This window comes from Bacteroidales bacterium (assembly GCA_031275285.1).
Classification (GTDB): domain Bacteria; phylum Bacteroidota; class Bacteroidia; order Bacteroidales; family UBA4181; genus JAIRLS01.
This window is the reverse complement of sequence record JAISOY010000179.1, coordinates 1-7,912: the sequence shown is the minus strand read 5'-3', so window position 1 is coordinate 7,912 and position 7,912 is coordinate 1. Positions and strand designations below refer to the sequence as shown.

At 37.6% G+C, this 7,912-nt stretch carries 7 protein-coding genes; 2 read left to right on the top strand and 5 right to left on the bottom strand.

The genetic code is table 11. From position 1 onward, the window contains the following. The 3 genes from LBQ60_17805 to LBQ60_17795 all read right to left on the bottom strand — a co-directional run. A partial coding sequence (locus LBQ60_17805) for an MFS transporter (protein MDR2039780.1) occupies positions 1 to 1,324 on the bottom strand: 1,324 nt, incomplete at its 3' end. A gap of 10 nt (positions 1,325 to 1,334) precedes the next feature. Then, positions 1,335 to 2,675: a sn-glycerol-1-phosphate dehydrogenase gene (locus LBQ60_17800; GenBank protein ID MDR2039779.1), complete on the bottom strand. Its 1,341-nt coding sequence runs from the start codon at positions 2,673 to 2,675 to the stop codon at positions 1,335 to 1,337. Positions 2,676 to 2,682: 7 nt separating this feature from the next. Continuing rightward, positions 2,683 to 3,579: a glycerophosphodiester phosphodiesterase family protein gene (locus LBQ60_17795; GenBank protein ID MDR2039778.1), complete on the bottom strand. Its 897-nt coding sequence runs from the start codon at positions 3,577 to 3,579 to the stop codon at positions 2,683 to 2,685. Between the two features lie 152 nt (positions 3,580 to 3,731). On the opposite strand from LBQ60_17795, the gene LBQ60_17790 reads away from it, so the two are divergent. After that, entirely contained in the window at positions 3,732 to 4,499 is a 768-nt protein-coding gene (locus tag LBQ60_17790; GenBank protein ID MDR2039777.1) for a DeoR/GlpR family DNA-binding transcription regulator, read from the top strand. 4 nt (positions 4,500 to 4,503) lie between these two features. On the opposite strand, the gene LBQ60_17785 is transcribed toward LBQ60_17790, so the two are convergent. Together LBQ60_17785 and LBQ60_17780 are read right to left on the bottom strand one after the other, a co-directional pair. After that, entirely contained in the window at positions 4,504 to 5,853 is a 1,350-nt protein-coding gene (locus tag LBQ60_17785) for a HAMP domain-containing histidine kinase (GenBank protein MDR2039776.1), read from the bottom strand. Positions 5,854 to 5,948: 95 nt separating this feature from the next. After that, on the bottom strand, positions 5,949 to 6,215 hold the full coding sequence (locus LBQ60_17780) for an N-acetyltransferase (protein ID MDR2039775.1): 267 nt from the start codon (positions 6,213 to 6,215) through the stop codon (positions 5,949 to 5,951). 382 nt (positions 6,216 to 6,597) lie between these two features. On the opposite strand from LBQ60_17780, the gene LBQ60_17775 reads away from it, so the two are divergent. Beyond that, positions 6,598 to 7,812 (top strand): glycoside hydrolase family 55 protein, encoded by a 1,215-nt coding sequence (locus LBQ60_17775; protein MDR2039774.1) that lies wholly within the window; start codon positions 6,598 to 6,600, stop codon positions 7,810 to 7,812. The last annotated feature ends 100 nt before the right edge of the window (positions 7,813 to 7,912 follow it).

The following is a 7,912-nucleotide window of genomic DNA, read 5'->3' as shown; positions in this document are numbered from 1 at the left end:
TATTGATCATATCCACAAAAAATCCAACGCCGATACCTGAAACAATACCGCTTGCATAACCAAATAAACCGGTTAAGCCGTTCGCTGTTGCTGCTGCACGGTTAGTAGCCTGGTTGGCTGCAGCTATACCTATAAGCGCCTGGGGACCGTAAATGAAAAAACCGGCCATTGCCAATACAAATATCATTATCCATGGCGGAATAGATGAGGGTAGGAATAAAAATATGGTCATAAAAATGGCAACACCTATCATGCAAAAGACACATGTACGATGCGCTTTCCCTTTTAAGTATTTATCGGTGATCCAACCTGCGGCAAGCATCCCTACGATACCGAATATTTCAAATACGGCGACAGTCCATCCTGCATGGGACAATGACATTCCATGAGCTTCTTTAAGGAATGTCGGTCCCCAATCCAAAACGGCAAACCGGACAATGTATACAAAGAAATTGGCTAATCCCAGTATCCAGATCCATTTATTCTGAAATACATGTTTGCGTATAAATGCTTTATATTCGGCAGATGAATCTTTTCCTTTTTTATTGGTAACATGTAATTCCGGCAATCCGACTGATGAAGGGGTATCCCGTAATGTAAGGAACAGACCTGCAGATCCGACCAGTGCAATGGATGCAGGTATCCAGAAGCACCATTTCCATGCACCGATATGGGATGCCGATTCGATAACACTTTTCATCCTTTCCGTATCTGTCATATCAACGTTCAGATTTGAAGCGATCATTGCGATTACTTCCGGATTATTACTCATATTGGTACCAAGCGTCCCCATGATATATCCGCATAAAATAGCCACCAGGCTTGCGCCTATGGAATGGGAAGTATTCCAAATAGACATTTTAGTGGCCAGTTCCTGTTGCGGTATCCAGTGAGTCAGCAAACGTGCACATGGCGGGAATCCGCTTCCCTGGAAAAAGTTATTGAGCACAAGGATGATCCCGAAACTCAGAACCATGGTATTGGTGAACATTGGTCCACCTGTTTCCCCGGTGATCAGGGAACTGAGATCTGCGCCAAAACCAAAGGCAAAATTGGCTATAGCACACAATAACAAACCGATAGCCATGTGGTAACGGGCATTTATACGGTCTGCAATAAATCCGTTAAGGAAACGGGAAACACCGTAAACAATGGTGACCAAAGTCATAATGATACCAAAGCTCGTTTTTGTGATCCCATACTCAGCGCTTAATCCCGGAATGGCAAATGAAAAATTCTTACGTACAAAATAGAATATGGCATAACCTGCCATAGTTCCTATGAGAGTGCGTATTTGCCAATATTTGAACGATTTTGTGCTCATATTGATTTTATTATTGATTTATTTCCCATATTCCGCCTTTACCAAACAGGCCATCCAGCCACCGGTCCATATAATTGGTACGGACAGCAAGATCGAGTACGGTAAATCTCCGCCTGATGAATTGCGCCCTGATAAACGTTTCCCGGAGCCTTTCCCGGGAGAGTCCGATTTCTTCAGGTTCTACAGGTGCACCGACCGTTTTTAACCTCATTTTTGCTTCCTTGTATGGAACCAGCTGTTGTTCCAGTCTCGATTTCATTTCAGGCCATTTCTCAACCAGTAGTTTTAATTGATCAGCCAATTGATTCTTGTCGATATACTTAGCCCTGGTTTCCTTCAGACCTATATCAGGAAAATCGGTTCCTTTGTATATATCCAGCGCTTTATGATCCGATTCCTCTGGGGTTGGCCAGGCATTACAGGCTGCTTCAATATCCAGCTTTTCAATAGGTGTTTTCAGTAACTGTTCATAAAAAGCAGTGATGGCAATACTTCCTATACTTACCTGGAAACCGTGAGAAATATGTTCACCGTTATTCAGGTGATGTTCCATATTCCATAAATGACTGAATTGGTGTTCAGCTCCTGAAGCAGGACGACTTGTTTGCGACCATTGCATGGCAAAACCACCTAACATTAAGCCCTCTATCAGTTTTGAAATCGAACCGGTTTGTCCTTTCCGGACACCTTCCGGATCAGACAGGGCGTTATGTAGTCCGCCCTGAACAATGTTCCAGGCTTGACCGTCAATAGGTTCAACGTTCAGCATATCAGCCAGTATCCAATCTGCACCGGCCGGAATCTTCGCAAAAAGATCTGCATACCCTGAAGCAGTCATTTCAGAAGGCGCTTTGCTGATAATGTCAAGATCCGCCAAACAAGCCTGCGGAGCGGGGCAATTAAATGTCTGTTTGGCCCCATTCGCAGTGATGGATGCACCAAAAGCAGTATACCCATCCATGGATGCCGCCGTTGCGACACATAGGTATTGCCTTCCCGTCAGGTGGGAGGAAAGTTTGGTCAGGTCATTGATGGTACCTGAACCCACTGCAACCGGTATTACATCTTTATCTTTCAGGAAATCAGTCAGTATATCCACGTATGTATACTCAGCGTATAATTCAGGATCTGTAAAAATGAATGGAGCCTCCTGTGCAATGTTTGCCGAGTTGATAAATTGTTCTACATATTTTCCGGCTACTTTATAGGTGTTATTATCGGCTATAATCACTGCTTTCTTTTCTGGAAATTGTTCCTTGAATAATTCTGAAACCCGTGAAAGAAAACCTGAACCGATCCATAATGCTTTTGTTTCCTTTGCCGCTTTTAATGCTTCTTCTACCTGGGACATATAATATTTATTTATTTTTTTGTAATGCTTTCCATACTTCCGTGGGAAGATCCGACTCAATGATATCAGGATGCTTCTCTATTTCTTTTTGATAAGCATTTTGTCGTTCTTCTGCAGTTTTTAGTTTATCATGTGTTGGAGCGACTGAAATCATACATCTCACCCCTCTGGCATGTAATTTTTCAACAATGTGCTTATTTGATTCATTGATGGTCGGTCCGACATAGGCAATCATAGTTTCCCATGGGACACCACTAATGGCTATATCTTCGTATTCTTTGTTATTCCTTGCAAAAACAGATAACATGATCCCAGGCAGGCGGTCGGAATAATACCTGGCTTGTGCGCCGGTATGAACGGTCAACATCACATGTTTTTCCGCTTTGTGCTTTTTGATCAGTGCTACGACCATGTGAAAAGGTACATCCTTTTTGTCCAGGTTGATCACAGTTTTTCCCTTACTCCATATAATTACGTCTTCAAGAGTTGGGATTTTAACTGAAGTCACATTACCGGTATGATCTTTTAACCGTACCGATTGCAATTCTGCCCAGGTGTAATCGGATAATTTACCTGTTTTGTTGGTAGTCCTGTTTAATGTTTCATCATGCATCAGGACAATCACACTATCTTTTGTCAAACGGGGGTCAATTTCAAAAAAAGCAGGCATTTGGTTTAGCGCTTGCTGAAAACCTTCAATGCTATTTTCGGGATATCCGGGTTCCAATCCACCCCTGTGTCCACTGACCAGGATTGTACCATCTGCCTGATAAGCAAAATAATGATGAGCATCCTTTAGTTTTTTGAATGAGATGTAGTTATCCTCCGGATTTTGAGCTGATAAGGTTTGGCTGGCATGAAAAAAAGCAAAAATAAGCCAGAAGTAAATAAATATATTTTTCATTTTTTCTTTTATTTTTATTTTATGCAAATAAACAAATTAAAAGCAAAAAAATCAAAAATATAAATTCTTTTTTATTTCGAAAAAAAGAATTTATATTTGGTTCGATAAATTAACCCATTAAAAACTATAATTAATAATATATAAATATATCTATGTCCAGTATTGCTGAAAGACACAAATATATTCTTGATACTTTACAAAAAGAAGGCTTTGTGAAGGTAACGGATGCTGCTAATTATCTGAATGTTACTACTGCAACTATTCGTAATGACCTGAAGTTTCTGGAAGAAAAGAAACTTCTATTCAGAACACACGGGAGTGCAAGTGTCATCAATCCCCACACCATTGATTTGAAACTGACTGAAAAAGAAAAGATAAAAATAAATGAAAAAAGGAAGATAGCACGGGCAGCATACAACCTGATTGAAAAAAATGATTCAATCATTGTAGGTGCAGGATCTACAGTTTTTGCTTTAGCAGAACAAATCAGACCTATGGACCAATTAACTGTTGTAACGGCATCTTTAAAGGTATCTATCTTACTGAATGAATTTGTCAATACCCAGATTATCCAGTTGGGTGGGAGCCTCCGGAAAAATTCTGTCTCAGTTATCGGTGATTATACATCCAGGTTTTTTGATGATGTAACCTGTTCGAAAGTTTTTCTAGGTGTAGATGGTATCGATTCTGAATTTGGTATCACCAATTCAAATATTGAAGAAGCCCAACTGAATAAAAGAATGATAGATGCTTCTTTAAAAAGTATTATTCTGGCTGATTCGTCAAAGTTCGGAAAGAGGGGTTTCGGCAGGATATGCAGCTTAGACAGAGTAGATGTCATTGTTACAGACTCAGGAATTACCGATTCTATGGCCGGGTTTATTGAAAATGCAGGAATCAGATTGGTTGTTACCGATTAAAATTTTAATCTTCCTCAGCAAGAGGAATACTGAAATAAAAAGTCGTACCGACGCCAATTTTACTATCCAGCCATATCTTGCCACGATTGTGTTCTACAAAATCTTTACAAAGCATTAAACCCAGTCCTGTCCCTTTTTCTTTATCCGTGCCAAGGGTCGTAAAATTCGACATGGAAAATATTTTCGACTGGTCTTCCGATGTAATGCCAATACCTGTATCTTTTACCGAAACAATCACATATCCTTCTTTTTTAAATGCCTTTATCGTAATTATCCCACCATTGTATGTAAATTTCAAGGCATTGGAAATCAAATTACGAAGTATTATCTTTAACATTTCTATATCTGCATACACCAATACAGAAGTCCTTAAAGAATTATCTATCACAATCCGCTTTTGTTCGGCTTGCATATGATAGAAGTTAATACTGTCATCTATAATTTTTTGTATATCAACTTTTTCAAAGATAGGCTCTATTCCATTTAGCTGGTAATGGGACCAATGTAGTAGATTTTCAAGCATAGTAGAAGTGTTTTCAACCCGGGACAACAGTTTACCGAAAAAATCAATCAGATCTTTACGCGCTATACCATTAGTATTGAAAAGGTTCAACAATGCCTGAAGGGACGACATAGGACTCCTTAAATCATGCGAAATGATCGATAATAGTCTGTTTTTAACTGCATTTGCATTTTCAAGTCCTGTATTTTCCTGGGCTATTTTTTGAATATAAGAACTTTGCTCATTGAATTGTTTTGTCAGCAATTCCAAGTGATGCTTATTTGCATTGATTTCATCTAAAAGTTTTCTATTGGATTTAACTCTCTTACGACTTTGATAAGTTCGTAACAATGTGAAAATAAATAGAATTAATGTTAAAATAGAAAGAAATACAACTATCTTTTTATTACGTTCATATTTTATATCATTTTCAGCAACCTTCTTTCTTATAGATGCAATCTCTTCCTCTTTTTGTTGTATATGATGGTTATGAGCAATTTCATTACGTGCCTGGTCTCGTTTTGCAGTAAGCACCTTATTGGTTAATTCTTCTTTTTGGCTTAGATGTGAAAGAGCTGAACGGAAATCTTTATTAATTGAATCAATAGTAATTAATAGTGAATAATTACCGATCAATAATTCAATATCCGTAGTATCACACAATAAGTTACTTTCTTTTACCGAACGTTCGGCATTTTTATAATCTGATTTCCTGAAGAATAGCCTTGCCGAATCTGCTTTCTGCCTGGCTTGAGTTTCTCCAAAAGATAATTCGTCTTCTGCACCAAATATTGTTGCAAAAGATAAACTACAAAATACAACCCCTATGATCAATTTATGATATCCTATCATGGAATCTAAAATTAGATGTACGTATTTTTCTCATTAAATGTTACATAAAGACATATATCAGGTAAGTTAATAATGTAAAAATATATAGTTCATTTTTAATCCTGGTATCCGGGATGCCTGTTTAGCCAAACCTTTACATAAGAACAAGTCGGGATAATTCTTAATCCTTTTCCTTTGGCATAATCACAAGCATGTTCTACTAACAATGATGCTATTCCACGTCCCTCAATAGGTGGGGGGACATAAGTGTGTGTAATATCCATAGTTTCATTTCTTAATGTATATTCCACATAGGCTGTATAACCATCTTGGGTAATTTCAAAACGACCAATTTCAGGATAATGATTGACTGTATATTCCATGTTTTTCATACTTAATGATGTCCATTTAGTAAAGGTAGGAAACTTTACGACAAAAATATTGTTTATAATTCAAACTTTTAATATCTATGCTAAATATTATATTATTTTCATAAAAAAGATTCACTTCCTGTTTTATGAAAATAATGATTTTTCCTGTTCCTCATGATACATTATTATGTTTGAAATAAATATATTTGTAGGGTTTTTATCATATATAATAATGAAATTATATCGACTTTTTACCTGAATCTAAACAAAAAATCATTCATATGAAATGTCCATATAAACATATCGGTATACCCACCGTCATGAACAAAATTGGACATTTAGTTTCACTGAGCCCTTTGGGGTTCATCTAACCATTAAAAATAATTTTATACAGATGAAAAAGTATACTTTGTTATTATTATTTTTTCCGGTATTCTCTTTTGCTCAATATAAAAGTATAAAAGATTTTGGTGTATTACCGACAAACCAGCCTGAGGTCAATAAAACAAACCTGCAAAAAGCTATAGACTGGGCTACAACATCAGGGAGCGCTTTATGGATAGAACCTGTCGAGGGAGGTTATCCCGTATCTTCAGGAATTCGTTTAAAGAAGAATGTTTCTTTAGTTGGAGTACATGGTCCAACAGGAAGAGGTACGAAAAATCCACAGAGCAACGAACCGGTAGGCTCACTTTTTAAGATTACAGATGAAGATAACGCGTTCATTACAGTAGAGTCGGCAACTCAAATAAGAGGAATCCAGTTCTGGTATCCCGAACAGACATATATGGACCCGGATAAGATAATCAAGTATAAACCCACGATACAAGTAGCCAAAGAGCAAAATGTACAAGGAGTTACGTTGTCTAACCTTACTTTTTACGGTGAATATATCGCTATGGATTTTAATTCAACAGGAAGAAATATTAATGAACAGATATTGTTTGAACATTGTTACGGATATCCGTTGAGCGGCGAATTTATCAGGATTGATTATTGTTATGATATTCCAAGAATCCTTCATTGCCATATCAATCCTGCCAATATGCGTGAATTTGGCCGGACATTTCATAAAAGGATTGTGGACGCGGTTATTGCAAACGGTACTTTTTCATATTCGATCAATCATACTGATAATGCCCAGATGATCGATATATTCACATTCGGAGTATATGGAGGGGTATATCTGGGAGCAGAAACATACGGACAATTAACTAATTTCAATTTAGACTGTGTAACTGTGGGTATTCATAAAATAGGCGGTGGGAAGAAAAACCGGAACTGGCAGATTGCCCAGGGTTCGATTATTGCCAATACCGGGAAAGACATAAAAGATATTCATCCGCTGATCATTGAAGGGGAGGGGCATACCGCAATCTCAAATGTCGAAGCTTTTTCCGGACACAACGCAGCTCTTACCACAGTAGAAGAATCCTATGATTATATGTTGATAAAGGGAGATAAGTTATTGACCATATCATTATTTGGCTGCAGGATGAGAAATTACATTTCCGATACCCCTTTTTCTATACAAAACCCAAACGCAAAAGTTCAGGCAGTAGGGTGTATTGATAAAAATGAAATGTTTTATAATCTGATAAAAGATTAGTATTTTCAGAACTTCTGGCTGCTCGTATTTTTACAAAAAATACGAACTCTTTGTATCATGATTGGAAGTGGCTCACTAAAAAAATAAAAGCATTATCCGT

Coding starts and splice junctions, on each gene's coding strand:
- LBQ60_17775 (MDR2039774.1), top strand. CDS start 6,598: ATGAAAAAGTATACTTTGTTATTATTATTTTTTCCGGTATTCTCTTTT.
- LBQ60_17785 (MDR2039776.1), bottom strand. CDS start 5,853: ATGATAGGATATCATAAATTGATCATAGGGGTTGTATTTTGTAGTTTA.
- LBQ60_17790 (MDR2039777.1), top strand. CDS start 3,732: ATGTCCAGTATTGCTGAAAGACACAAATATATTCTTGATACTTTACAA.
- LBQ60_17800 (MDR2039779.1), bottom strand. CDS start 2,675: ATGTCCCAGGTAGAAGAAGCATTAAAAGCGGCAAAGGAAACAAAAGCA.
- LBQ60_17780 (MDR2039775.1), bottom strand. CDS start 6,215: ATGGAATATACAGTCAATCATTATCCTGAAATTGGTCGTTTTGAAATT.
- LBQ60_17795 (MDR2039778.1), bottom strand. CDS start 3,579: ATGAAAAATATATTTATTTACTTCTGGCTTATTTTTGCTTTTTTTCAT.